The 24,991-nt window shown below is 67.6% G+C and carries 25 protein-coding genes; 17 read left to right on the plus strand and 8 right to left on the minus strand.

What is annotated here, in order from left to right; translation table 11 throughout:
• Positions 1 to 470: 470 nt before the first annotated feature.
• From ACQPYS_RS16775 to ACQPYS_RS16795, 5 genes are all read left to right on the plus strand, one after another.
• A complete protein-coding gene (locus ACQPYS_RS16775) occupies positions 471 to 1,421 on the plus strand; it encodes a terpene synthase family protein (protein WP_433490104.1) in 951 nt (316 codons plus the stop codon).
• A gap of 183 nt (positions 1,422 to 1,604) precedes the next feature.
• Complete coding sequence (locus ACQPYS_RS16780; protein WP_433490105.1) at positions 1,605 to 1,751, plus strand: transposase; 147 nt, start codon at positions 1,605 to 1,607, stop codon at positions 1,749 to 1,751.
• Positions 1,752 to 1,862: 111 nt separating this feature from the next.
• Positions 1,863 to 2,309 carry an SgcJ/EcaC family oxidoreductase gene (locus ACQPYS_RS16785; protein ID WP_433490106.1) on the plus strand — a complete coding sequence of 149 codons (447 nt, stop codon included), beginning with the start codon at positions 1,863 to 1,865 and terminating at the stop codon, positions 2,307 to 2,309.
• 179 nt (positions 2,310 to 2,488) lie between these two features.
• Complete coding sequence (locus ACQPYS_RS16790; protein WP_433490107.1) at positions 2,489 to 2,818, plus strand: hypothetical protein; 330 nt, start codon at positions 2,489 to 2,491, stop codon at positions 2,816 to 2,818.
• A gap of 298 nt (positions 2,819 to 3,116) precedes the next feature.
• Positions 3,117 to 4,481 (plus strand): wax ester/triacylglycerol synthase family O-acyltransferase, encoded by a 1,365-nt coding sequence (locus ACQPYS_RS16795; RefSeq protein ID WP_433490108.1) that lies wholly within the window; start codon positions 3,117 to 3,119, stop codon positions 4,479 to 4,481.
• Here the strand turns inward: ACQPYS_RS16795 and ACQPYS_RS16800 are convergent.
• The 5 genes from ACQPYS_RS16800 to ACQPYS_RS16820 form a co-directional block, all read right to left on the minus strand.
• Positions 4,463 to 6,505 carry an erythromycin esterase family protein gene (locus ACQPYS_RS16800; RefSeq protein WP_433490109.1) on the minus strand — a complete coding sequence of 681 codons (2,043 nt, stop codon included), beginning with the start codon at positions 6,503 to 6,505 and terminating at the stop codon, positions 4,463 to 4,465. The two genes, ACQPYS_RS16795 and ACQPYS_RS16800, sit on opposite strands and share 19 nt — an antisense overlap.
• Before the next feature lie 54 nt (positions 6,506 to 6,559).
• Positions 6,560 to 7,471, minus strand: coding sequence for a universal stress protein (locus ACQPYS_RS16805; RefSeq protein WP_063034849.1), 912 nt, complete (start codon positions 7,469 to 7,471; stop codon positions 6,560 to 6,562).
• Positions 7,468 to 7,863 (minus strand): hypothetical protein, encoded by a 396-nt coding sequence (locus ACQPYS_RS16810; protein WP_433490110.1) that lies wholly within the window; start codon positions 7,861 to 7,863, stop codon positions 7,468 to 7,470. Before ACQPYS_RS16810 ends, ACQPYS_RS16805 begins: the two co-directional genes overlap by 4 nt.
• A 320-nt stretch (positions 7,864 to 8,183) precedes the next feature.
• The gene (locus ACQPYS_RS16815; RefSeq protein ID WP_433490111.1) at positions 8,184 to 10,550 is read right to left on the minus strand and encodes a heavy metal translocating P-type ATPase; all 2,367 of its coding nucleotides are present in this window, start codon (positions 10,548 to 10,550) and stop codon (positions 8,184 to 8,186) included.
• 52 nt (positions 10,551 to 10,602) lie between these two features.
• Positions 10,603 to 10,833, minus strand: coding sequence for an SHOCT domain-containing protein (locus ACQPYS_RS16820; protein ID WP_431937802.1), 231 nt, complete (start codon positions 10,831 to 10,833; stop codon positions 10,603 to 10,605).
• A gap of 359 nt (positions 10,834 to 11,192) precedes the next feature.
• Here ACQPYS_RS16820 and ACQPYS_RS16825 point away from each other — a divergent pair, with 359 nt between their 5' ends.
• The 8 genes from ACQPYS_RS16825 (at position 11,193) to poxB (ending at position 18,860) form a co-directional block, all read left to right on the plus strand.
• Positions 11,193 to 12,443, plus strand: a complete 1,251-nt coding sequence (locus ACQPYS_RS16825) for an Nramp family divalent metal transporter (RefSeq protein WP_433490112.1) — start codon at positions 11,193 to 11,195, stop codon at positions 12,441 to 12,443.
• A 12-nt stretch (positions 12,444 to 12,455) separates the two neighbouring features.
• On the plus strand, positions 12,456 to 13,379 hold the full coding sequence (locus tag ACQPYS_RS16830) for a class I SAM-dependent methyltransferase (protein WP_433490113.1): 924 nt from the start codon (positions 12,456 to 12,458) through the stop codon (positions 13,377 to 13,379).
• A gap of 177 nt (positions 13,380 to 13,556) precedes the next feature.
• On the plus strand, positions 13,557 to 13,895 hold the full coding sequence (locus ACQPYS_RS16835) for a glycine zipper domain-containing protein (RefSeq protein ID WP_063034853.1): 339 nt from the start codon (positions 13,557 to 13,559) through the stop codon (positions 13,893 to 13,895).
• 163 nt (positions 13,896 to 14,058) lie between these two features.
• Positions 14,059 to 14,490 carry an Hsp20/alpha crystallin family protein gene (locus ACQPYS_RS16840; protein WP_433490114.1) on the plus strand — a complete coding sequence of 144 codons (432 nt, stop codon included), beginning with the start codon at positions 14,059 to 14,061 and terminating at the stop codon, positions 14,488 to 14,490.
• Positions 14,491 to 14,640: 150 nt separating this feature from the next.
• A complete protein-coding gene (locus ACQPYS_RS16845) occupies positions 14,641 to 15,531 on the plus strand; it encodes an ATP-binding cassette domain-containing protein (RefSeq protein ID WP_433490115.1) in 891 nt (296 codons plus the stop codon).
• Between the two features lie 6 nt (positions 15,532 to 15,537).
• A complete protein-coding gene (locus tag ACQPYS_RS16850; protein ID WP_433490116.1) occupies positions 15,538 to 16,332 on the plus strand; it encodes an ABC transporter permease subunit in 795 nt (264 codons plus the stop codon).
• Between the two features lie 74 nt (positions 16,333 to 16,406).
• Entirely contained in the window at positions 16,407 to 16,937 is a 531-nt protein-coding gene (locus ACQPYS_RS16855) for a DUF4232 domain-containing protein (protein WP_433490117.1), read from the plus strand.
• Between the two features lie 186 nt (positions 16,938 to 17,123).
• Positions 17,124 to 18,860 (plus strand): ubiquinone-dependent pyruvate dehydrogenase, encoded by a 1,737-nt coding sequence (gene poxB, locus ACQPYS_RS16860; RefSeq protein ID WP_433490118.1) that lies wholly within the window; start codon positions 17,124 to 17,126, stop codon positions 18,858 to 18,860.
• 65 nt (positions 18,861 to 18,925) lie between these two features.
• Here the strand turns inward: poxB and ACQPYS_RS16865 are convergent, their stop codons facing one another.
• On the minus strand, positions 18,926 to 20,581 hold the full coding sequence (locus tag ACQPYS_RS16865) for a bifunctional 3'-5' exonuclease/DNA polymerase (RefSeq protein WP_433490119.1): 1,656 nt from the start codon (positions 20,579 to 20,581) through the stop codon (positions 18,926 to 18,928).
• Between the two features lie 154 nt (positions 20,582 to 20,735).
• Positions 20,736 to 21,248: a hypothetical protein gene (locus tag ACQPYS_RS16870; RefSeq protein ID WP_433490120.1), complete on the minus strand. Its 513-nt coding sequence runs from the start codon at positions 21,246 to 21,248 to the stop codon at positions 20,736 to 20,738.
• Positions 21,249 to 21,391: 143 nt separating this feature from the next.
• On the opposite strand from ACQPYS_RS16870, the gene ACQPYS_RS16875 reads away from it, so the two are divergent.
• From ACQPYS_RS16875 to ACQPYS_RS16885, 3 genes are all read left to right on the plus strand, one after another.
• Positions 21,392 to 21,946 (plus strand): TetR/AcrR family transcriptional regulator, encoded by a 555-nt coding sequence (locus ACQPYS_RS16875; protein ID WP_431937791.1) that lies wholly within the window; start codon positions 21,392 to 21,394, stop codon positions 21,944 to 21,946.
• Between the two features lie 176 nt (positions 21,947 to 22,122).
• Positions 22,123 to 22,290, plus strand: a complete 168-nt coding sequence (locus tag ACQPYS_RS16880) for a hypothetical protein (protein WP_431937790.1) — start codon at positions 22,123 to 22,125, stop codon at positions 22,288 to 22,290.
• Positions 22,291 to 22,342: 52 nt separating this feature from the next.
• Positions 22,343 to 23,479 carry a Rieske 2Fe-2S domain-containing protein gene (locus tag ACQPYS_RS16885; RefSeq protein ID WP_431937789.1) on the plus strand — a complete coding sequence of 379 codons (1,137 nt, stop codon included), beginning with the start codon at positions 22,343 to 22,345 and terminating at the stop codon, positions 23,477 to 23,479.
• Here ACQPYS_RS16885 and ACQPYS_RS16890 read toward each other — a convergent pair.
• Positions 23,462 to 24,091, minus strand: coding sequence for a TetR/AcrR family transcriptional regulator (locus ACQPYS_RS16890; protein ID WP_431937788.1), 630 nt, complete (start codon positions 24,089 to 24,091; stop codon positions 23,462 to 23,464). The two genes, ACQPYS_RS16885 and ACQPYS_RS16890, sit on opposite strands and share 18 nt — an antisense overlap.
• A gap of 104 nt (positions 24,092 to 24,195) precedes the next feature.
• On the opposite strand from ACQPYS_RS16890, the gene ACQPYS_RS16895 reads away from it, so the two are divergent.
• Positions 24,196 to 24,984: an SDR family NAD(P)-dependent oxidoreductase gene (locus ACQPYS_RS16895; RefSeq protein WP_433490121.1), complete on the plus strand. Its 789-nt coding sequence runs from the start codon at positions 24,196 to 24,198 to the stop codon at positions 24,982 to 24,984.
• The last annotated feature ends 7 nt before the right edge of the window (positions 24,985 to 24,991 follow it).

Consider the following 24,991-nt stretch of genomic DNA (forward strand, 5'->3'; position numbering starts at 1 on the left):
CGGCCGCGAGAGCGGCTGCCCATGCACAACACCGCGCGTCCGTCCTCGGTCGAAGCCGCACAAGGCACACCTTCGGCCGGTGGCTGCTCGGCGTCGACCCGTCGCTACGCGATGGGCGCGTCGCTTCGGATGTGCCTTCCACACTAATTCGACCGAGGAGTTTCATGAACTCGACCTTCGGAGAATCCAAGCGACCACAGGCATTGGTCGCAGGGGTCCGCCCGGTGCTCGAATCACGGCAGCACGCCACGAGCACAGTGAGTAGCTTCGCGCCGTTGGATCGTCCATTCCGGTCGGAGCATCATCCGCTGCCGAGCTTGCGGAGAAAAGAACTGGGCGACGTCCGCCCGGAGCCGATCCGCCTACCGCCGATCTGGTGCCCGCTGCCTTTGCGAGCACGGTCCGGCGACCGAGCTGTTCAGCAGCAATCCGAGAAATTCTTCGCTGCACACGGTTTCGGTGATCGCGCGATGAGCTCGGCCAAAGCGATGGGAACCGGTCGGCTGGCGTGTATGTGGGCCCCCGAGGGAACCGCAGAGGGCGTGCAGCTGTTGAGTGATTGGCTCATGTGGGCGCTGCTGTTCGATGATCGGTATTGCGATGCGGGTGAGGTGTCGCGCGATCCCACCGCCTTCGGGCATGTCGCATCGCGCATGTTCGAAGCCGCGCTGGCGGTCGAGCGGGAAGGGATCGGTGACGGCGATTTCGACGGATTCGCCGCGGCTCTCGGTGACATCTTCGCCCGCATCGCCCGGATAGGTGGTGCGGAGCAGGCTCTGCTCTGCAGTCGTTCACAGTTCCAGTGGGCGCTCGGCGCCGCGTGTGGCGTCGGTGACCGCAATGGCAACTACCTGCGCGGTCTGGAGGAGCATCTCATCGCTCGGCCGATGGATGGGGCCGATTCGGTCTCGATTCATCTCATCGAGATCGCCGAGGGCACGTGGCTGGACAGCGCGACTCGGCTGAGCGGCCCGGTCCGCGCGATCACCGCGGCAGCGGGATTGCTACTCACCGTTCCCACCGACCTCGCCTCCTATGGACACGAGAGCCGGCAAGCGGCACTGGAGTCCAATATTGTGGCGATTCTGGCGGCCGACAACGATTGTTCGGTCCAGACCGCCGTCGAGATGGCGGGCGCATTGCTGGAAGAGGTTATGCAGCTGTTCGTCGATCTCCGGGAGCGGCTGGCGGCCGACGCCGGTCCCGCGCTGCGCCACTACCTGAGCAACCTGTCCAATATGGTCCGGGGAACGCTGGAGTGGCAACGAGTTCTGCCACGATACGCCTGCGCGCCGGAACAGTATGCCGATCTGGCCTCAGGAGACGTTGCGGCTGAGCCCTTGCACGAAATCGCGGCCGAACGGCACTTCACTCGAGTCGAGCCGCCCGCGGCGATCCGTTGGTGGTGGGGCTACGTCTGAGTGCGCGTTCGAAAACTCCCGCGGTGGCCGGTCCGTGGCGCTCGAGATCTGAGTGAACTCCTGGTACTGAAGTGAGTGCTGAAGTCACGAAGTACCAGGAGCCCGTGGTCATCATCGCTCATCGCCGTGTGTTCGTCCGGCCTGGCAGCCGATCACCTGTGCCGGGTGTATCCGTCCTCGTCCATGACCGACGCCCAATGGGCGATACCCGAGCAGCTGCTGCCCGCTCCGGGAAGCACAGCAGGGCGTGGCGGTAGAAGCGAAAAATGCCGTCGTTTGGTATTGGATGCCATCTTCCACCTGTGCCGTGGTGGTATCGCTTATCTGTGACGCCATCTGTCGGTGAATGTCGTCGTCGGTGTGGATCGGGAGATGTTTGCATCGACGTCGCGACCCTTATGGGTTTACCTCGAGTGAGCTCGAGGTTGAATACTGTGTCGCATGAGTCCGAGTAACAGCGCAAAGCCCACCGCGACCGAGGGCACGCCGCCCCTTTCGATCGACGACGAGCGCGCCATTCGTGACCTGGTAGCTCTCGCCGACCGTTCCCAGACCAACGCCGCCGTACTCCCCGCCCTGCACACTGACACCACAGCGATCGTCAACTTCTACGGCCGCCGACTCCTCGGCCGCGACACCTTCGAGGCGGCGATGAGCGCGGCCCTGGGCGGCGGGCTCGGGGCTGTCCGCACCAGCGTCGAGGTAATCGACATCCGACCACTCACTGCCGACGCAGCCCTCGTCAGCTGCATCAAGACGGTGTACGACGAGCGTCCAGATGCTGGGCAGATCCCGCCGACCACCGGCGCCCTGACATACGTGACCGTACGGACCGCTTCCGGGTGGAAGATCGGTCTGGCACAGACAACACCCATTGCCTCGGACTGACAGGCGGCGCCTGCTGCCCCGCAGCCGAGTCTGCCGCGCAGCTCCCACCGGGCCCGGTGGAGCGCCCTCCGTGGTGACGTCATTTCCGCCCTCCCAACGGAGCCCTCGGCCTCCGCAGCCGGCTCCGGACTTCACCGATGATGGATGTCGGAATTCAATGACACACCAGGCTGGCTGGGGTGACGCTGGAATTGGCGACCACGAAGATGCGGCGGTGGCGAGATTCGCGACCAAATGATCTCTGGAATCGCGATCAGAACCATCCAAGACCGCGACCGCGCGCGCACCGGCTGTTGACCGCGCTGCGGTCGGCGTGCTCGCCCCTCACTCTCGTCTCCGCCGACGGCGATTACACCGGATATCTCGTAGTGGGTGCGAAAGATGTTCTCGCACTGACATTTCAGATCGTCAAACGCAGCGATACCAGCACGTGGTTCCAGGTGATACCCGTCAACGGGTTGTCGAACGAGCTACGGATGGATCGTCAAACACCGCCGCTGCGTACGTGACCACGAAACCCGCACCGGCCATCACGAGGCGATGGTCTACATCGCAATGACCTCCACGCTATCGCGGCGGCTCACCCGGTAGTGGACCTGAGTTCCCAGACGCACACTCAGCGGACGACGGCTCCCGCGACGTGCCGCGGTGTTCCGACGATGCGGTGTCCGGTCCCGGGCCCAAGATCCCGCCCGCCGGTGACCTGGGCATCTCATCGGTCGGGCCCGAGCGCGCGAGGATGGGAACTTCAAGAGGGTATCCACCACAGGCAGTACAGTTCGCAACTGCTGCCGGAACAGGTTCGCGATGACCGAACTGGGCCCGCTGGACACGGGCTTTCTGGAGATGGAGGACACCGACCGCCGGGTGAGCCTCGGCATCGGCACCGTGGCGATCCTCGAAGGACCGCCCCCGACCCGGGCCGAGCTGTACGGCTGGCTGGACCGTGGACTACGACAGCAGCCCCGGCTGCGTCAGCGGGTTCGGTGCCGGGCCTTCGACCTGCGGGCCCCGGTCTGGGAAGTCGACGCGGGTTTCGATCTGAATCGACACGTGCGGTGGTCGGCATTGCCCGCGCCGGGCGGCGACACGGAGTTGGAGCAGCTGATCGCCACCGAGCTGACCGAACGGCTGGACCGCGACCACCCGCTGTGGGAGGTCGTCGTGGTCGACCGGCTGGCGGAGGACCGCTGGGCCTTGATCGTGCGCGCCCATCACACCATGCTCGACGGCATCTCGGAGATCACACTGCTGGAGAACTTCTGCGACCCGGTCACCGGCGGAAGCCGACTACCGGAACCGAGGCACAGCCGTACGGGTAGCGATATTGTGCGGCAATTGAAGGAGGTCACACGACTACCGGTAGCGTTCCCCCGATCGGTGGTACGGACTGTTCGTGTTCTCGCCCCGATCCTGTACGCGGTGATCGCCCCCGCGAGCGATTCGTCGCTCAACGGCCCGCTCGGGCGCCGGCGGCGTTACACGGTGGCGCGCACGTCCCTGCCGAGGGTACGAGAGATCGCCGAGGTCTTCGGCGTCACCGTCAACGATGTCGCGGTGGCCGCGATCGCCGCCGCGTACCGGCGTCTACTGCTCAGCCGCGGCGAACAGCCCACGCCGACCGACCTGCGCATCCTCATACCGATCTCGACCCGCGAGCGGGACTCCGAACAGGTACTCGACAATCAGGTATCCGCGATGATCGCGCATCTGCCGGTGGAGATCGAGCACCCGGTCGAACGACTGGTCGCCGTCCACGAGCAGGTACGGCAACACCGCGCCCGCGGGGAAGCCGATACCGAGAAGGCGCTGCTCGGCTGGTCGCGATGGCTACCTTTCGGATTCGTGGCCGAAGTGTTCCGGCTGGCGGTGTCGTTCCCGCAGCGCGGGGTGGTGACTTTCGCCACCGACATTCCCGGCCCCGGGCGCCGCTTGACCCTGGGCGGCCGAAAGGTACTCGAGCTGTGGCCCTGCATCCCCATTGCGCTGCGGGTCCGCACTACCGTCGCGATCCTGAGCTATCGCGACCGGCTGACTTTCGGGATCACCGGAGATTACGACACCACACCCGATATCCGGACGATCGCCTCGGGTATCGCGACGGAGATAGCGGTTTTGGTGGCGCACGCGCGCGACCGGCGGCCCCCCACGGTTCACAGACCCGTGGGGTAGCTCTCCGGCACGGTGCCCGGACTCCAGCGGCCACCCGGTTCGAGCGGCTGAAGAGCTGTGGTGGATTCGATGTGGACGAGCGCATCGAACTGCCGTGCCGTGCGGGTATGGAAATAGTGGCTGCGACGTTCGGTCCCGGGGCTGTAGACGACGCCGATCGCCCGCTGGATACGCGGCATATCCAATAGTTCTGTCGTCGCGGACGGATGGTCGAGCCGAAGCAGGAACGCGGGCTTCCCGGTAGCGCTCAGACGGCTCTCGAGGCTTCCGTCGAGTGGCGGACGCACGGTTTCGCGTAGAGCTGGACCGCCCCACTCCTGGGCAGCGGTGACCGTCCCCGAGGCGGTGCTGAAACCGAGAAGGCAGCAGTGGCGTCCGTGACGCTCTCTGACGAGCTGGCCGACGGTGACCTGACCGTCGGCACCCATTTCGGTGGCCCGGGCGTCGCCCACATGAGAATTGTGCGCCCACACCACGATCCGAGGTTCACGTGAGCTGCCACCGCATCCCCCCTGCCGTACCAGATGCGCGGCCAGCGCGTCCAGGGTCCGGGCCATATGCCGGTCGCGCAGATTCCACGAGTGCACGCGTCCGGAGAACATCGCGCGGTAGTAGGCCTCGGCGTCGCGAACCGACCAGGCATTGCGAAGCACGTCGAACTGTTCCTCTGCCGTCCGGCCGTGTGCCAATGTCGCGGCCAACAGGTCCCGCTGCATTTCGACGAGCTGTTCGACCGCCTGGTTCTCGCAGGACCGGCCGGCGCCGAATGCCGCCGCGAACCCGTACGCCTCGCCGTCGTCGCCCGACACCTGATCGAAGCATGCGTAGCGTGCTGCCGCGCGCCGCGCGGCACGCGGGTCCGCGTCCTCGAGATAACGAATCACTTCGCGCATCGAACGATGCAGACTGTACAGATCGAGTCCGTAGAATCCGGTCTCCGGGGCTCCGGCGGTACGGCAGCGGAGGTTGTGGGTGTGCAGCCAGGTGACGAAATCACGAACCACGGTATTGCGCCACATCCACGCCGGAAACCGCTCGAATCCGGCCAATGCCTCGGACGCGTCCCTATCGTCGCCGTGCCCACGAATGTAGCGGTTGACCCGATAGGCGTCGGGCCAGTCGGCCTCGGCGGCGACCGCGGTGAATCCGTGCTCCTCGACAAGCCATCGAGTGATCTCCGCGCGGGCGGTATAGAACTCGTGCGTGCCGTGCGAGCTCTCCCCGATCAACACGAACCGGGCGTCACCGATCAGATCGGCGAGATCGTCGAACGGTGGTACGCCGCCGGGCGCGTCGACGGCCGCCGCGCGCAGTATCTCCGCGTCCGACCGGTGCCGTGACGGAGCACCGCCGGTCGGTGTGGCCATCAGTTGCCGGACCTGCTCGTCGGTGACCTGGGTGAAATCCCAGTAGGATTCCCCCACCGCCCGGAACGGTGAAGGCATTGTCGCACAAACGAGTTCGTCTACCGCCACACCGAGTTCGTGGCAGGTGGACTCGGGTGCGGCGGGTACGGCCACAATGATCCGCTTCGGTTCGCCGCTCCGGATCGCTTCGATGGCGGCGACCATGCTCGCGCCGGTGGCGAGGCCATCGTCGACGAGGATCACCGTCCGGCCCGACACGTCCAGCGGCCCGCGACCGGCACGGTAGACCGCTTCACGGCGCGCCAGTTCCGCCGCCTCGTCACGCGCTATCTCCCGCACTGTGTCGGCGGACAGCCGCAGTGCTCGCACGATGTCGTCGTTCAAGACGACGCGCCCACCGGAGGCCAGGGCCCCGACCGCGAATTCGGGATGACCCGGGGCGCCCAGCTTGCGCACGATGATCGCATCCATCGGTGCCTGCAATGCGTCGGCGACCTCCCACGCGACCGGGATCCCACCGCGCGCCAGCCCCAGCACCAGCACCTCCGGGTCGCCGCGGTATTGCTCCAGCAGCCGCGCCAGCGCTCGTCCGGCGTTGCCGCGGTCCTCGAAGATCCGTGACCGGGTATCCGGCGGTTCCGGTGTTCGCACAGTCATCTCCTCCAGTATTCCGAGCCGCACGCCGGGCCCTGCTCGGCGGCGAGTACCGTGTCAGCGCCGCTCGCGCGCACGAACAATGACGATCGGAGTGTCCACGGCGTGCAGCAGCGCGCTGCTGGTGGATCCCAGCAGCATGCTCGCGAAACCACCCCTGCCGTGACTACCGACGACGACCAGCTGGGCATCCGTCGACGCGTCGAGCAGCGAACGCACCGGGCGATCCGCCGTGACACGGCGTTCGACCGGGACATCCGGATACTTCTCCGCATATCCGGCGAGATTCTCGGCGAGCAACGCCTTGGCCGACTCCCGCGCGCCGTCCCAATGCCGGAGCGGGATCTCGTATCCGCTGGTATCGCTCCAGGCGTGCACGGCCACCAATCCGACTCTTCGGCGCGCCGCCTCGTCGAATGCCAGTTCGACGGCGGGGACGCTGTTGCCGCTGCCGTCGACGCCCACCAGCACCGGCCGGGTCGCCGCGGCCACGTCCAGCGGCGCGTCCGCGTGGATCACCGCGACCGGGCATCGAGCGTGCTGGGTCACGGCGGTGCTCACCGAGCCGATCAGCCCGCGCTGGAAGGCTCCGAGTCCCCGGCTCCCGACAACCAGCATCCGGGCCGAATCCGACCGCTCGACCAAAGCGGGCACAACAAGCTTGTCGAGCGCCTCGGTGGTGATCACGAGGCCGGGGTCCGGCGCCGCGGTCCGGGCGATATGCTCGGCCCCGGCCAGTAGCCGGCCGGCCTCGTCGTGCAACGCCCGCAGGTCGTGCTCGGTCATGGTGGCTTCGGGACCGAACCCGACCGGCAGTATCCACGAGTTGAGCAGATGTAGACCGCACCCGTGGATGTTCGCTTCGACGGCGGCCCAGGCCACCGCTCGATTCGAACTGGGTGAACCGTCCACCGCCGCGACGACGGGCGGGGCGGCGTGTTCTTCGGAGCGGGAAACCGAGTCGGTCATGGGCTACCTTCCTGTGTGTCTCCGTGCGGGCTGTTCTCCGCCGCGCGGACGAACGAACGCCAGCGCCGGTCCCAATAGCGGTCCCGGCGGCGGGCGGCGAGGCGCGTACTGCCGAACACCAGACACCATGCGCTCAGCCAGCCCACGCCGACGATCCCGAGACCCGTACAGATACCGGCCACCGCTGTCGCACCGTTCGCATAGACCACCGTGCCGACGGTCCCGGCGACCGGAACCGCGAGCAGTGCGCTCGACGCGGCCACCATCAGCACGATCGACTCGATCCGGTCGACCGGGCGCAGCAGCGCACTCGGGTTTGTCGGCCGCCGGGCCCACAGACGCCGGAAAATCAGCTGATATCGCAACGACTGCGCTGCCGCCTGCTCGGTCATCCTTATCACCCTTTCCGGGCCGGCCCCTTTCTCGATGTTCCCGCCCGCGCGCGCCGAGGATCAGAGAAGAATGTCACCGAGTTCATGTGCCCAATGCCCGGATCCACCGGCCGGACTCGGCGAGCCGGCGTGAGGGCACTGCCGGGTCGGCGGGGTGTTCGGACGCGTAGGCGAACGTCGCAGTGGCCTCGAGGTCATCCGATTCGCGATGGACGACCATCGATGCGCCGCCGGTCGCGAGTGTTCCGCATCGTAGTGAGCGGTCGCCGTCCCGGAATATGGCGAATTCACCTGTCCGACTATCTTTTTCACTACTACGGTCATTGCTGTAGCGAAGGTGTGGCGGGGTCGGATGATGAGGCGTCGTCGTCGGCGAGGGTGAAGTAATTCTCTTCTTCCTGCAGGAAATGCAGTCGCAGCACGGTGTGCAGGCCGTAGAGACAGGCGAGCAGATCGTCGATCTGGTCGGTGGCGATATGGCCGGTGGCCCGGGCCAGTCGGAGATGAGTGCCGATACGGGTGACCAATCGCTGGATCTCGGCATGGGTCCGGCTCATGGTGGCGGTGGCCTCACTGCTCCCGAGAGGTCCGGCCAACGCCGGATACAGCTGGGTTTCCTCGGCCGTTTCGTGTGGGAGTAGGCGATCGACGAGGAACCGGTACGCGTCTTCCACTGCGGACAGCGCCGACCGGTCGGGGCGGCGGGCAAGCTGGTCGGCGGCGGTACGGACGAGGCCGAGCATGTCACGCAGTTCGTCGTGTTCGCCCGCGAAGCGGTACAGCAGCCGTCCGGTTTCGGCAGGCAGCGCTACGCGGGCAGCGGGGCTGCCGCGTAGCGCGCGCAGAGCGTTGAGGATGACCGCGACGTCTATGGCCTCTTGCAGCAGTGCGCCCGCGGCCGGCGGCAACAGGCCCAGCGCCGCGATGATCATCGCTATCAGAGACAAGCTCATACCTGCTACCGCGCTCTGGATCGCGATGTGGCGCGACCAGCGCGCGGTGTCCATCGCGTCGGCGAGACGGTCCAGGCGATCGGTGGCCAGCACGATATCGGCGGCTTCGGAAGAGGCAGTCGAGCCGCGTGCCCCCATGGCGACTCCGACCGTGGCCGCGGCGAGCGCCGGTGCGTCGTTGACTCCGTCGCCCACCATCACCGTGACCGCGGCCTCACGTTCGCGCCGCACCGCGTGAACTTTGTCGGCGGGGCTCTGTCCGGCGTACACCTCGTCCAGGCCCAGGACGGTGGCGACCTCGCGGGCAGGTTCGGGCCGGTCACCAGTGAGCATGACCAGCCGGTCGAGCCCGGCTCGGCGTAGGCGACGCACCGTACGCGGGGCGTGGCGGCGGAGCGGGTCGCGGAGCAGTATGGCGGCGGTGAGCCGGTCGTCGACGACGATCCACGCGATAGCCGCCGAATCCAGGGCCGCCCTGTTCAGCGCCGCCCGCGCCCACTGGTCGCCGGTCGCTGTATCCGGCAGCTTCCCGACCTCGACGCGATGCCCGTTTACGACACCCCGCACTCCTCGCCCGGGCTGCTCGGTCACATCCGACGGCAGCGAGAGCACCAGATCACGGGCCAGCGCTTCGGTGACGATCGCCTCGGCCAGCACATGCGGCGACAGTTGGTCGAGTGAGGCCGCCAGCCGAAGCGCGTCGGCCGGGTCGTCGCCGGGTGCTGCGACCACCTCGGTGACGGCCGGTCGACCAGCGGTGAGTGTGCCGGTCTTGTCCATGACCAAAGTCGTCGCGTGGCCGAGATTCTCCAGTGCCCCGCCGCTACGGATGATCACCCCCTGCCGGGAGGCGCGAGACAGCCCCGACACGATCGCCACCGGTGCGGCCAGCAGCAGCGGACACGGTGTCGCCACCACCAGGACCGCCACCGCACGCACCAGCGAGCCGCTGAACACCCACGCGCCCGTCGCGACCAGCAGGGTCAGTGGCAGGAACCACGTCGCATACCGGTCGGCCAAGCGCACTACCGGTGCGTTCTCGGCACCGGCCTGCTGTGCCAGTCGCACGATGCCGGCGTAGGTGCTGTCCTGCGCGGTTGCGGTGGCGCGGATCTCGAAAGCCGCACCGGCGTTTACGACGCCGGAGCGCACCGGCTCCCCGATATCGCGTTCGACCTGCAGCGGCTCACCGGTCAGGACGGACTCGTCCAAGACCGCGGGCGGTCCGATGATCCGTCCGTCGACCGGGACCACTTCGCCGGCCGCGACCACCACGATATCGCCGACGGCTATGTCGTCGAGCGCGACCGTGGTCACCTCGCCGCCGCTGCGGCGCCGCGCGGATCGCGGGATATGCTCGAGCAGCGCTCGCAGATCGTGCGCGGCCCGCCGCTGCGCCGCGGCGTCCAGCGTGCGACCGGTCGCCAGCATGACAGCGATCAACGCACCGGCCAGATACTCCCCTACCACCAGAGTGCCGACCAGGGAAAGGACCGCGATCAGATCGACCCCCGCGCGGCCTTTCGAGATGGTGACCACCATCCACCACACGGCAGGCAACAACGCCACCACGGTCGCCGCGATCCAGAAGCCGTCGGCAACACCCGGGGAGCCGACTGCCCAGGCGAGCAGACCAGCGACCAACGCCGAGGCCACCGACACCAGCAGTCCGGGTTCGATCCACCGCCGGACTCCACGCGCCCACCTGCCGAGCACCGAACGCGCAGTCACCATCGGCGGCACCTTTCCCGAGCGGGTGGGCTCCGGACGCCTCGCCTCCCGCTGTTCAGACATCGGAGTGCGAATCGAGCACTTTCATACGCCGCACGTACTCGTCATCGGTGATCTCGCCCCGGGCGTACCGCTCGGCGAGCACCTGTCGCGGACTCGCCCACGCCCTGGGCGGCGGTGACTCGGACGAGGCCATATACCGCACCAGCAGAACCGATCCCGAGATCACCAGCGCCCAGAACAGGATTGTGCCGACGACCATCAGCCCGATCCCCCACCCACTCATCCCGGGCCCGTACCACATCACCACGACCATCCCCCGCCGTCGCCGAGCCCTCGGCACGCGACCGGATTCCGCGTTCTCATGACAACCTCCTCCGCCGCACCGGACCGCTGCTTCCCACCCTCGCGGCTCGAACCGGAGTCGCGGCAGAGGACGAGGACCCCGGCAGCGGGTACAACGTCACCGGAATCGGCCCGGATATACGCTCAATTTCACCGGCGCCGGCGATGCCGGGAAACTGCCGCCCGCATCAGCGCTGGTTCGGCCGACACGGTCACGAATCCGAATTACATCGCCGGCGGCATCATCCGGACGCGGACGCGCGAAGCCTCCGACTCCGCCTGCCCGTACTATCAGGGTTTATGGGCACGACCGGTTTCGTGTCGAGTCGGGCAACGCTGGTGCGAATTCGCTCGGCGGCGCTGCTGCTCGGGCCCGCCTTCGTGGCGGCCATCGCGTATGTCGACCCCGGTAATGTCGCCGCCAATATCAGCGCGGGCGCGCGGTTCGGATACCTGCTCGTATGGGTCATCATCGCGGCCAACGCAGTGGCGGGTCTGGTGCAGTACCTGTCCGCGAAACTCGGGTTGGCCACGGGCCGGACGCTGCCCGAGCTGGTGCGCGGACACACAGGCCGCCCGGTACGGCTGGCGTACTGGGTACAGGCGGAAACAGTCGCCATGGCCACGGACATCGCCGAAGTGGTGGGCGGGGCCATCGCGCTGAACATCTTGTTCGGCCTTCCGCCCGTCGTAGGCGGTGCCGTCACCGGGCTCGCATCAATGATCTTGCTGGCGGTACAGAACCGGTTCGGGCAACAACCCTTCGAACGGGCCGCGTTAGGCCTGCTCACCATTATCGCCCTGGGGTTTCTAGCCGGCGCGGTCCTGGCACGCCCCTCGATTTCCGGCGCGATAGGCGGCGCCGTGCCGCGTTTCGACGGGACCGAGAGCATGATGCTCGCCGGCGCCATAATCGGCGCCACCGTAATGCCACACGCGGTGTATCTGCATTCCGGGCTGGTCCGGGATCGGCACGGCCATCCGAGGACACGTTCGGAACTCGCTCGACTGCTACGGGCGACCCGCAGCGACGTCGGTATGGCCATGCTGCTGGCCGGCACGGTCAATCTGGCGATGCTGCTGGTGGCCGCCGGTACCCTGCACGGCCGCACCGAAGCCACCTCGCTGGACGCGGCATTCGCCGGAATCGGCGACGCGCTGGGGCCGGCAGCCGGAGCACTGCTCGCGACCGGCCTCCTCGCCTCGGGCGTGGCGTCGACCTCGGTCGGCGCCTACGCCGGCGCCATGATCATGCAAGGCCTTCTCCACCGGCACGTAGCACTGGTCGTACGTCGGCTGATCACACTGATCCCCGCATTCGTGGTCCTGGCCGCCGGAGTCGACCCCACCCGGGCACTCATCATCTCGCAGGTGATCCTCTCCTTCGGCATACCGTTCGCATTGATCCCGCTCGTTCGCTTCACCAGCGATCGAACCCTCATGGGCCACGACGCGAATCACCGGTTCACCACGGTGGCGGCCTGGTCGGTGGCCGCCCTCGTCACCGCGCTCAATGTGGTGCTGCTTTCACTCGCGGCGACCAAGATCTGACCCGGCGTCCGGATGCGGGTTGTTCTCGCGCCACCGGGCGTGGCACGGCCGGTGCACAGCGGGATTCTTCGCCGGCCGTTCTTCGATGTGGACCTCGACGCTGTCCGTGCGGCGCTGCGCGACCCGGAGGTGCGCCGGCTCCCGGGTAGCGTTCACGACGAGGCCGGAGAGTTCGCGCCCGAGGATCCGGCCGAGGTCGCGAAGAAGTCGATCGGCATCCGCGTGCGTCCGGGCGGGCCCCGGCGTACGGTCGAACCTGTGAGCAGCGGCGCCGTACCGGCGACAGCGGTGAATGGCTCGAGCCCGTGGGCACGAGTGTTCGCGACGCTGTACGATCCCCTGCTCTGGCTGGGTGAGAAGTCGGGTATGGCCGATCGCCGGCGGGATCTGCTCGGCCGCGCACAGGGCCGCACCGTCGAACTCGGCAGTGGTACCGGCCTCAACCTGAAGTATTACCCCCGCGACCTCGACGAGCTGACCCTGACCGAACCGGAAGCCGCGATGCGTATCCGGTTGACTCGGCGGCTGGGCCGCGAGCGAGAGCGGGCACGCGTCGTCGACGCCTCGGCGGAACAGCTGCCGTTCGCGGACGGCACCGTGGACACCGTCGTCTCGACGCTCGTGTTGTGCACTGTGACGGACCCGGACGCGGCACTACAGGAGATCGAGCGCGTACTGCATCCCCGTGGCCGGCTGCTGTTCATCGAACATGTGCGATCCGAATCGCCGCGACTCGCCCGCTGGCAGGACCGCCTGGCCGGCCCGTGGCGCCGATTCGCCGAGGGCTGCCACTGCAATCGCGCGACCCTCGAGCTGATCCGGGCGCGCGGTCTCGACCTCGACGATGTACAGGAAACATCATGGCGGCGCATGCCCCCGATCGTCCGGCCGCTGATCATGGGCGTGGCCAGCAAAGCGGCACCCGGCCGGGATTGACGCTCACTCCACACACCGTAGATCGGACCGATCACGAATCCGGCTGCCGCGCATTATTATTGATCACATTCCTTGTTCGGACCCCGCGCCGAGCCGCCTATGATTCAGGCGGCCGGAGTGCCTCCGGCCCGTGAACCACACCCTCGCCTGTTCCGAGGGTCGGAGAGGTGAGCTGAAATGATGGGAAACAGCCTGGTCAAGGCAACAGGTATGGTCGCGTTCGGCGCACTGCCCATGGCCGCGACCATAGTTCTCGCGGGGCCGTCCGCCGCCGAAGCCGCAACCGACCGAGCCGCCCCCGTGGCCGGCATTCCCCTGCAGAAGAGCGAGGACATCGCTACCAACCCGCACGCGCTGATCCCCGATCCGGTAGTGAACGGCTCGTCCGCGGGAGGCTCGGTCGGTTCCGCCGTGGGGTCGGCCACCGGATCCGGCGCCGGCTCACTTCTCGGCGCCGTGGTCGGTGCCCTGGTCGGCTATCTTCGTCCGGACGTGATCCCGCAGGTTTTACCCTGACCGCGATCCGGTAGACCGGTCGGCGGGCGGAGCTCCGGGATCTTCGGCCCCTTACGCCGGCGACATGGGCCTCTGGAGTAGATGACTGCCGCCCCTACCGCGACGGCCCGCCGGAGCGTGCAATCGAGACTGTCATCCGACAGCCCAACGATCAGGAGGAACAATGAGTCTTCTCCCTGCGCACCGCCAGCAGCATTCGTTACTGCCCGACTTCGCCGAGGTCTGGAACTCGTTGGCCCCGGCCACCGGCCTCGCCGCGATGTTCGGCACTCATATGCTTCGGGTAGAGGATTCTGTCGACGACGGCCGATATTTGCTCAGGGCCGAGATGCCCGGCGTGGATCCGGACAAGGACGTCGATATTTCCGTGCGGGACGGGCAGTTGACCATCAGGGCCGAACGCTCGGAGAAGCACGAAGAGCGAGGCCGCTCGGAATTCAGCTACGGCTCGTTCGTCCGGACCGTCGCGTTACCGCGTGGCGCCGACGAAGACGGCATCGAAGCCAGCTACGCCAAGGGAATTCTGACGGTCTCGGTCCCCATCACCGAGCCGACGGCAGCGGCGAAGAAGGTGGAGGTGAAACCAGCCGAATGACCCGGCGCCGGATCGCTGCGTGAACGCTGGACCGTGCTGATCCGGCGGTGCGTGGCAATACGAAGTGGCCGGACCCGCAGCCGGAAATCGGGAGTCCGCTTCGCCCGGACGGCCCCGGTGGAGACGATCAGGACACGATGCGGAGGCGCGGTGACGATCGAGCTCACAGGACTCGGCAAATCCTACCGGAGCACGGTGGCGCTGGACGCGGTGACGCTGCGGATCGCGGCCGGGGTGATCTTCGGATATGTCGGGCCCAACGGCGCCGGAAAAACCACCACGATCCGTATCCTCGCCGGTCTGATGCGTCCGACGCGTGGTTCGGCTCGTATCTGCGGCGCGGACACGGTACGCGAAAGGAAACAAGCGCAACGCAACCTCGGGTATCTGCCCGGACAGTTCGTCGCCTACCCGGATCTGACCGCCGAGCAGTACCTCGACTATTTCGCGCATCTGCACGGCGGCGTCGACCCGAAAGTGCGTCGTAGCATGACCGACCGCCTCGATCTGGACGTCGCGACCCGCATCGGTGCGATGTCCCACGGCAACCGGCAGAAGGTCGGCATCGTGGCGGCGTTCATGACCGAGCGGCCCGTAGTGATCCTCGACGAGCCCACGAGCGGTCTCGATCCGCTGGTACAGCGGGAATTTCTCGCCATGGCACGGGAGGTACGCGACAGCGGGCGCACGGTCTTCCTGTCCTCCCATGTGTTATCGGAGGTGGAAGCGGTCGCCGACACCGTCGGAATGCTGCGGAATGGCCGTCTCATCGAGGTTCGATCCGTGGCCGAGTTCACCGGACGGACAGTGCGCCGCCTCGACCTGACATTCGCCGGCCCGGCGCCGGCCCCGGCCGTGTTCCGCGCCCTCCCCGGAGTACGGCACGTGCACCGGGGCCCTGATCGACACCGAGTGGAGGTCGAGATGGATGGTTCCACGGCCGAGCTGGTGAAAGCGATCGCGCCTTATGACGTCATCGATCTCGTCAGCCGTGAACCGGACCTCGAGGAGATCTTCCTCGGCTACTACGGACAGGACTGAAACGTCGTGCTCCGCAATGTCTACCTGAAGTGTTTACGTGATCAGCGACGCGGCCTGGCGGGTTGGAGCGTCGGAATAGTCGCGCTGGTACTTCTGGAAAGCGCACTGTGGCCATCGATCTCGAATACGGCAGGTATGCGGGACTTCGTGAAAAACTATCCCGAACCCTTGCGCGAGCTGTTCGACCTGGACGAATTCGGCACCGGCACCGGGTTTCTCAATGTCGAGCTGTTCAGTATGCTGCTGCCCACCCTGTTCCTCGTTTTCGCGATCGGGCGAGGCGCCAGGGCGATAGCCGGCGAAGAAGAAGCGGGAACCCTGGAGGTTCTGCTGATGACCAGGGTGACACCGATTCGACTGGTGATCGAGCAGGCCGCGGTGCTCGCCACGGCGGCTGCGGCGCTGGGAACGGTGCTTTTCGTCGCGGTCACCGTGTTCTCCACGGTATTCGGTCTCGGCGTCGCGGTGGCTGCGGCACTGACCGGTGCCGTGGCCATGGTGCTCATCGCTGTCGAGTTCGGCTGGCTCGCCTTGGCGATCGGCGCGGCGACCGGCCACCGCGTTCTCGCCATAGCGCTCACCTCGGCATTCGCGGTAGCGGCGTATGTCCTGTATGTGGCGAGCAAACTGGTGGATGCGGTGCGGCCCTGGGGCCCGCTGTCACCTTTTCATCAGGCCATCGAAGGTGGGCCGCTGGGCGCCGGACTTCCCGCCGTCTACGGGTGGCTACTGCTGGCGGGAGCCGTCGCACTATTGGCCGGGCTCCCTGTATTCCATCGTCGTGATATCGCCGGAGTGTGAGCATGCCCGGGGGCCCGTGCCGTCTCCGCGCATTCGGCCCGGACATCTGTTCAAATGGCTTGATGATGTATCGCATGTCGAAAGGAACCAGAACATCGACCGAATGGCGCGCCGCCGGCGTGGCGGGGGCCGCGGCAGTAGCCCTGGCAGCGGTGACGATTCCGGCCACGACCAGCGCCGCCGCGCCTGCCCCGTGTGCCGCGGAGGTGCTCGACCTGAGCACCCGCGAGCGCCCGTCGGACTCGCCCGGTCAGGGCCGGCTCGAAGTCGTGCTGACCAATACCTCCGCCCAGAGCTGCGCGGTGCAGGGATTCCCGGGCGTGGACCTGGCGGGCCCGGATGATCCGACCTTCGGCCCCACCTATCGGCTACCCCGCCAGGCCGCGGAGCCCGCACCGCTGACGGTGGAACCGGGCGCCGCGGTGAGCAGCCTGCTCACCTACCTGTCGGACGGCCCGGAGGGCTGGGTCCCGGTGACGCTCGTCGTCACCCCGCCGGACACCACCACCCAGCTCCAGGCGCCGTGGCCCGCGGGCGTGAGCGTGCAACGCCAGGACGCCGCCACCCACCCGGGCACCTATATCGGCCCGCTGCAACCCGCCTGATCCCCCGCTTCGACCGCCGCGCCGGCACCCGTCGGCGCGGCGGTTCTCGTTGCGGGGAGCGGCAGACTTCGCTCTCCGACCACTCGCGAGCCGGACGTTTCGACCGGCGACAGCCGAGAGAGCTCGGCTACCGACCCACCCCGCATATCCGGCTACGATCCGGCAACCACCGCGTAGGGTCGGGTCATGGCGACTGTCGCTCAGCACATGATCACTGCATTGCAGGTCAGCGGCGTCAGCCGGGTCTACGGGTTGCCCGGTGACAGTTTGAACGGGTTCACCGACGCGATACGGCGATCCGACGGCATCACCTGGGAGCATGTGCGGCACGAGGAGGCCGCCGCGTTCGCGGCGACCGCGGAGGCGGCACTGACGGGCCGGCTCGCCGTATGCGCCGGGAGTTGCGGGCCGGGCAACCTGCATCTGATCAACGGACTGTACGACGCCCAGCGCACGCGGGTTCCGGTGCTGGCCGTCGCCGCGCACATCCCGATCGGCGAGATCGGCTCCGGATACTTCCAGGAAACCCACCCCGAGGAGTTGTTCCGCGAGTGCAGTGTGTACTGCGAACTCATCAGCAGTCCGCGATCGGCGCCGCGGGTCCTGGAGATGGCGATGCGGGCGGCGGTCGAGGAGAACGGTGTCGCCGTCGTGGTCATACCCGGCGAGGTCTTCCAGAGCCGCCTGTCCGGTGAACGGTGGAGCAGCCGTCCGGTATTGCCGTCCCGGTCGGTGGTCCGGCCGGACGACCCCACCCTGCGCCGCGCCGCGGACATCCTGAATGCCGGATCACGGGTGACGATTCTCGGCGGGGCCGGTACCGCCGGTGCGCACGCCCAGGTCATGGCGCTGGCCGGGACGCTGCACGCGCCGATCGTGCACGCGTTCCGCGGCAAGGAACACCTGGAATACGACAACCCGTTCGATGTGGGGATGACCGGGTTGCTCGGGTACGCCTCGGGATACAAGGCGATCAAAGAATCCGATGTGCTGCTGATGCTGGGCACCGACTTCCCGTACACACAGTTCTATCCCGAGGACGCCGCGATCATCCAGGTCGACATCCGCGGCAGCCGTCTCGGCCGCCGCACCCCGGTCGACCTGGGCATGGTCGGCAGCGTGCGGGACACGATCGACGCGCTGTCGCCCCTGCTGGAGCAGAAAACCGATCGAACGCATCTGGACAGGTCGCTGCGGCATTACCGGCGCACCCGGCAATCGCTGGACGCGCTGGCGGTCAATGACCGCGACCGCACGCCCATCCGTCCGGAATACGTCGCCGGAGTGGTGAATCGACTGGCCGCCGACGACGCGGTGTTCACCTTCGACGTCGGATCGCCGACGATCTGGGCGGCCCGCTATCTGACCATGAATGGCCGGCGACGGCTGACCGGCTCGTTCACCCACGGCACGATGGCCTGCGCCCTGCCGCACGCCATCGGTGCGCAGACGGCCCACCGGGGACGCCAGGTGGTCGCCCTCGCCGGCGACGGCGGATTGACGATGCTGTTCGGTGAGCTGATCACCCTGTCGCAGAACGATCTACCCGTCAAGGTGATCGTGTTCAACAATTCGTCGCTGAACTTCGTGGAATTGGAGATGAAAGCGGCCGGGGTGGTGAACTTCGGCACCGAACTGTCGAATCCCGACTTCGGCGCCGCCGCCCGGGCCATGGGGATCTGGGGGCGCCGGGTAGAAGCCCCCGGCGACCTGGAGCCGGCCGTCGCGGAGGCACTCGCGTACGAGGGGCCCGCGCTCGTCGACGTCGTCGTGGCACGGCAGGAACTGACGATTCCGCCGGCCATTTCGGCAGAGCAGGCCAAGGGCTTCACCATCTACGCCATCCGCACCGTCCTCGCCGGCCGCGCCGACGAACTGCTCGACCTGGTCACCACCAATGTCGCCCGGCGCATTCTGGACTAACCACGCCGCCTGGGCCTCCCGACCGACGGCCGATCCGCCACTCGACATCCTCGGCGAGACCGGGCCTACTTCGCGTCCCCATAGCACTCCACCACCGCCGTGGTGAAGGGAAACCGCACCGGAGTCGGCCCGAAAGCCAGCCGGCCCGCGGTATCGGCCGCGGCGGCGATCAGTTCGGCGACCCGCGGCGCTTCCTCCGACGGACAGTGCACGATCACCTCGTCGTGCTGGAAGAACACCAGTTCGGCCCGGAGCCCGGCACGAGATATCGCATGACGCAGACCCGCCAGGACCAGCAGGGCCCAGTCGGCGCCACTGCCCTGCACCACGAAGTTACGCGTGAAGCGGCCGCGGGCGCGCGCCGTCGAGGTACTGCGGTACTCGCCGGCATCCCCCCGGGACGGTTCCTCCTGATCCGGTGCCACAACCGATACCGGCGGGCAGGTCCGTCCCAGCCAGGTACGGACGAGTCGACCCTCCTCACCGGCCCGGGCCGCGTCGTCGACATAGGCCACCGCGGCCGGATATCGCCGGCGCAGACCCGCCAGGTGGGTCAGGGCATCGCCGGAGGTCTGGCCGTAGATGGCGCCCAGCAGGGCGAGTTTGGCTTGCGCGCGGTCCCCGCCGAAGCCGCGGGCCGCGAGATCCGCGTACAGATCCGCATCCCGGCCGGCCACTTCCATCAACCCCGGATCACGCGAGACGGCGGCGAGTATGCGCGGCTCCATCTGATCGGCGTCGGCCACCACCAGCGACCAGCCCGGGTCGGCACGGATCGCCCGGCGGATCACCTTCGGGATCTGCAGCGCGCCACCACCGTTGGTGGTCCAGCGGCCGGTCACCGTGCCACCGGGCAGATATTCGGGGCGGAACCGGCCGCCGTGTACCCACTGTTCGAGCCAGGACCAGCCGTGAGCGGTATACAGGCGGTACAGCGATTTATAGGCCAGCAGTGGCGCCACCGCGGGGTGGTCGATGCGCTGAAGTTCCCATTTGCGGGTGGAGGACAACAGGATCCCGGCGCGGGAGAATGCTCTGACGATGTCGTTGGGCAGATCCGGACGGACCCGCACCCCGAACGCCCGCGACACCTCCTCGGCCAACTCGGCCAGCCGACGTGGTTCCGCCCCACCCGGATACCGCTCCCCCAGCATAGTGTCCAGCAACTCGCGGTGTACGTCCGCGCGCCACGGGATCCCCGACCGCGACATCTCCGCGGCGATCAGCATGCCCGCCGATTCGGCGGCGAGCAGCAACCGCATGCGTTCCGGATGCTCGGTGGCCGCGGTCCGGGCGAGCTGACCCGCGTAGACCTCCAGCAGGGCGGTGAATTCGTCGGTGCCCGACGGCAGCGGTACCGGGCCCGACTCGAACAGCGACGGCTGACTCTCGGCCGCGCGCGCCGGGGTATCCGGCGGAACGGGCAGGTCGTGCAGCCGAGCCCAGGCGGCCGCCAGTGAACGGGGCCGACCCGACTGTCCCTCCTCGTAACCGATCAGCAGCGCCTCCGCGGCCTCCACGTCGTAGCACCGCTCGACCCGCACCCCGGCTGCCAGCAGGGATCGGTAGATCTCGGCGGTGGACCGCCACACCCACCGCTCGACCTCCGGGCGTGACCGCACCGCCTCGGCGAGCGACGGCTCGTGAAGCACCGCCGCGGCGGGGCGGCCGGCCGGATCGAGAGGACACAGATACGCGCCCCCGTCATCCGACTCCGCCACCGCCCACCGCACGCCCACGAGTCTGGCACCAGGGTCCGACATCCACGGCAACGGATCGTCGCGTCGTTCGATGTTCCGGTGGCGAGCCGGCCGGAGCGGCCGGCCCGCGTTTCGGTACCACGACACATCACCCGGACCCCACCGGGCCGGCATCCTACGAAGGCCGGATCGGCGCCGCTGTCCGGAATCCTCCCCATCCCACCGGGAGTTCGGCGTGACCGGCCCGGATATCGGCGACCAGATGGGCGTAACCTTCGCGAGCCTGTCCGAGGTGAAACCACGCCGTGCGACGGAGACGCCGATTCACGGAGTGGCATACGGACCACCGAGCGTCGGCGTACCGGGCCGCGACCTGATCCATGGTCTGGCCGAGCGAGTGGGTATGGGTGCGCGCCCCGGTACGGTGCGGCAGGTGCCGCACGCGCCAGGTGTCGATACCTTCCACCACCGTGGTGATCCGGCGCCGGAGGTCCATTTCGTCGGGCCGCGCCGACGCCCGGACGGAATCCAGGCCGGTGGCCAGTAATGCCACCCGCAGCTCACCCAGTTCCCGGGCCAGGCCCACCAAGACCGGACCGCTACCGGTATCGAGATGACCCGAGATCGCCGCGAGCAATCGCTCGGGCGACAACAATGCGGCGGAGCCATCACCCGGAGTGCTGTTCATGGCGCCGCGGACTGCCGGATCGAGTTCTTGTCCGGTCTCCTCATGACATACCTCCTTTATCGCTACGCTACACGTATCGTAGCGTGCACGGTTGGCATGATGGACCAGTTGTGAGGTACCGAACCCGAAGCAAGGGAGAGCCGATGGTCGAGGCGCCCGCACCGCGTGACGAACGCATCACCGCCGCGACGTTGGAACTGCTGCGCGCCAAAGGGCCGAAAGCAGTCACCGTCGAGGCGGTCGCCGCGCTGTCGGGGGTGGCGAAGACGACCATCTACCGCCGGTACAGCAATCGCGGCGATATGCTCACCGCTTCACTGAGTTCGATCGCCGAGCCGGAGTTGCCCCCGGATACCGCGGCCTTGCCGACAGTGCTGCGATGGGTCGTCGAACAATCCCTGCACGTCGTGGACGCGAGTATCGGCCCGGGAGGCGTGGCCGCACTGCTCACCGACGATGATCCGGAATTCACCACCCTGATCCGCGCACTGCTCGTCCAGCATCGCCATCGGCTGGCCGAGGGGCTGAGCCGGGCGCTCGCGGCGCAGGCGCCGCGAGCGGACCTCGATGTCGAAACCTTCCTGGACATGATCGTGGGCGCCTATCTCGCGGAGATCGCACGCAGCGGCAGCGTCCGGGACGACTGGAGTGAGCGGGTACTGTCCGTGGTCACCACCGGCGCTGTTCCGCTGGACTGAATTCCTGTGGCGTCCGCCACAGGCGGGTTCCTAGCCTCGACACATCCGAGGAAGGGATCCGGAAATTGCAGCCGCTCGTCTGTCACACCTGCGCCGCTCGAGTGTCCGTCGCGAAGTACAGCCCCGCTCACACGAGTATTCAATGGACCGCCGAGGCCGCGCGTACCTGCCGGGAAATGGCCGCCCTGACAGGCACCGGCCACGGCGGCTACTTGCTGCGCTGCGAATCCCTCGACCGCTCGATCGACGCCGCGGTGGCCCGCGGTGAGATCGCGGCGACCACGCGCACCGAGCCGGCCGTCGCGCCCCTCGCCGCCGAGCAGGGCCATCGCCCGCTCCGGTGACCACAGCCCCCATCCAGCCAGTTCGATCTACCTACACAGCACTGGAGCACCCATGACCGTCGAGCAAGAGCGGATCGAGATCCGCACCATCGATACCGGGACGAACCCGGCGCGTTTCGCGCGCGGCTGGCATTGCCTCGGCCGGGCGAAGGATTTCCGGGACGGCAAACCCCACCAGATCGCGGTCTTCGGTACCGAAGTCGTGGTGTTCGCCGACTCCACCGGCGAGATCCATGTACTCGACGCCTACTGCAGGCATATGGGCGGCAACCTCGCGCGCGGTGAGATCAAGGGCGATACCATCGCCTGCCCGTTCCACGACTGGCGCTGGAACGGCAAGGGCCGGTGCGAGTCGGTCCCCTATGCTCGCCGCACGCCCAAGGTCGCCCGTACGCGCACCTGGACCACCATGGAGCGCAACGGCATTCTGCTGGTCTGGCATTGCCCGCAAGGCTCCGAACCGCCCGCCGAACAGGCGATCCCGGAGATCGAGGGATACGAGGACGGGCAATGGAGCGACTGGACCTGGACGACGATCCGGGTCGACGGGTCACACTGCCGCGAGATCGTCGACAATGTGGTCGATATGGCGCATTTCTTCTACGTGCATTACCAGATGCCGGAGTACTTCAAGAACGTCTTCGACGGCCACATCGCCGGACAGCACATGCGCTCCTACGGTCGTGACGACATCAAAACGGGTGTGCAGATGGATCTTCCCGAAGCGCAGACCATTTCGGACGCGTTCTACTACGGTCCCTCCTTCATGCTCGACACGATCTACACCGTCGCCGAGGGCACCACCGTCGAGTCCAAGCTCATCAACTGCCACTACCCGGTCAGTTCGAACTCGTTCGTCCTCCAGTTCGGCACGATCGTCAAGAAGATCGACGGGATGACCGAGGAGCAGACCGCGGAGATGGCCACACTGTTCACCGAGGGGCTCGAGGAGCAGTTCAAGCAGGACATCGAAATCTGGAAACACAAGACACGCATCGAGAACCCACTCCTCACCGAGGAGGACGGCCCGGTCTACCAGCTCCGCCGGTGGTACAGCCAGTTCTATGTCGATCTCGAAGATGTCACCCCGGAGATGACGCAACGCTTCGAGTTCGAGGTCGACACGGGCCGCGCGCTCGAATCGTGGCACCGGGAAGTGGCGGAGAACCTGTCAGTTTCCGGCGAGTGACGTGGCGGCCCGCTCCACCTCGGTCGGGGTGGAGCGGGGGCGCATCCCGTCGACGAACACCGAGATCACGGTGCGGGCGAGGCCGGCCGTGGAATGCTGCGAATCGGGCCGGAACCAGCGTGAGGCGTGCCAGACCGCATCGTAGAGGAGTTCCCGGAACGCCTCGGGATCGATATCGCCGCGGAGTTCGCCGGCCGCGATTCCTTCTCCGATGGCCTTACGCCAGGCGACCTGCATGATGTCGGCGGTCGCCGCCATATCGGCCTCCACCACACGGTCCCGCATGTATTCGCCTTCGCGGCGCCAGATCGATGTGGCGCCGTGGTACTGCTCGCTGGTCGCCAGCGCGACCTCGGTGAGCGCCTCGAGACGTTCGATCGGCGGCAGTTCCCGCGCGAGCACGGCCTCACAGCGCGCGGCCAGGTCCTCGATGTACTCGCGGATCAATTCGGTGACGATCGCTTCCTTGGACGGGAAGTAGTGGTAGAGCGCGCCCGAATGCACCCCCACCGCATCGCCGATCTCGCGGATGGTCGTCGCGGAAATCCCCTTGCGGGCGAATATCTCGGCCGAGCGGTCGAGAATCAGCTTCCTGCGTTCCTGCGGGTCCACGGACATCCCCTGTCGGATTCGAGCGCGACTTGACTGTGCGGGCGATTGTGCCACACCCCATTGATCAAACGGTCAATGACCCCCGGCCCTCTCCAGGAGTATGAATGGACACTCTTCCGAACGACCACCCGACACCGGCGGCCGCCCTGGCCGGCCACTCGGCTGTTGTCACCGGGGCGGGCCAGGGCATAGGGCGCGGTATCGCGCTCGCCTTGGCGGCCGCAGGGGCACAGGTCGCCGTGGTCGGCCGCACAGCGGCCACCCTCGGCGCCGTCACCGAGGAGATCACCGCCCGCGGTGGCCGGGCCGCGTCGTTCGTCTGCGACGTGACCGACGGCCGGGCGATCGACGCGCTGGCCCCCGCCGTCGCCGCCGAGTTCGGCGGGATCACCCTCCTGGTGAACAACGCGCAGACCCCCGCCCCGGGAACACTCCTGGAGATCGACGAGCACACCTATCACGCGGGCATGGCCTCGGGCCCCACCGCGACGTGGCGGACGATGCGGGCGTGCCATCGGTACCTGAAGAGCGGCGGAGCGACCGTCAATGTGGGTTCGGCGGCGGGTATCCGCTGGAATCCGGCCGGTACCGGCGCCTACGCGGCGGCCAAGGAAGCGGTGCGAGTACTGACGCGTACCGCGGCCTGCGAATGGGCAGCCGACGGGATCCGCGTCAACGCGATTCTGCCGCTGGCCGAGTCCCGGGCCATGGAGCAGTGGGCGCAGCGCGAACCGGAAGCCGCCGCGGAGTATCTGGCCACGGTGCCACTAGGGAGGCTGGGCGACCCCGAGGCCGATATCGGCCCCGCGGTGGTCTTCCTGTGCAGCGATGCCGCCCGCTATATCACCGGTCATACGCTGGCGGTGGACGGCGGGCAGGCCCTCGTTCGCTGAGTACCGA

This window comes from Nocardia grenadensis (assembly GCF_050942415.1).
Taxonomy (GTDB): Bacteria; Actinomycetota; Actinomycetes; order Mycobacteriales; family Mycobacteriaceae; genus Nocardia; species Nocardia grenadensis.